Origin of the sequence: Methylocapsa sp. S129 (assembly GCF_009765995.1) — a bacterium.
GTDB lineage: Bacteria > Pseudomonadota > Alphaproteobacteria > Rhizobiales > Beijerinckiaceae > Roseiarcus.
This window is the reverse complement of record NZ_LMUI01000054.1, coordinates 903-1,549: the sequence shown is the minus strand read 5'-3', so window position 1 is coordinate 1,549 and position 647 is coordinate 903. Positions and strand designations below refer to the sequence as shown.

Genomic DNA, 647 nt, shown 5'->3' with positions numbered 1-647 from the left:
ACATCGGCAGCTCCTCGAATCAGGCTGCCCCCAACAGGAATCATAACCGATTCATTCGAATCGAGAAGTTTCGAGACGGACACTGAGGCTTGAGATTGCGTGTCGCTACGATTGATTGAATGCAGTTCTTGCTCCTTGGTCGTTGCGACTTTCGGGTCCCGGATTGGCTCGGCCTCCAATGTTTGCACTGCAACTGTTTTAGATTGGGGTGGTGTTCGCATACTATTGTCGCGCGGTTCTTCATCCGATTGCTTGGCCGGCGCCGCATTGTTGTCGCAATGTTCTTGTCGCGGTGCCGGAAATCTGCTCTTGTGGCACGGTGGCGACTCGTGCCGGTTCGCAGGGAAGCCTTTTGAAGTGAAGTGTTTGCTGCGGTTCGCATCCGCAAGCGGAACGGCTCCGTTAGACTGTGCCGCGCCTGAAAATTGCAGGCGGGCGCCAGGGGAGCGTAAATATGGGATGGGGCGTTAGCGGGGCATCATAGCGTCTGCTTGGGGCGTTTTTGGCCTCGTGCGCGATGATTGGGATCGGGTTTGCCGCGCAGGTCGCGCCGAGCAGTACAAGCAACAACGTCTCCGCTTCGCCTCCACCTTCGGTATCGCCACAGCCGGCGGCGGCCGCAAGTTCGGCCGCTCCTCCTGGCGCGT

1 protein-coding gene is annotated in these 647 nt (G+C 58.6%); it reads right to left on the bottom strand.

Annotation, left to right across the window (positions count from 1 at the left end):
- Window positions 1-221 (bottom strand): hypothetical protein (locus GSQ90_RS32215; RefSeq protein ID WP_210255004.1); only part of this gene is annotated, 221 nt, incomplete at its 3' end.
- Between the last annotated feature and the right edge of the window lie 426 nt (window positions 222-647).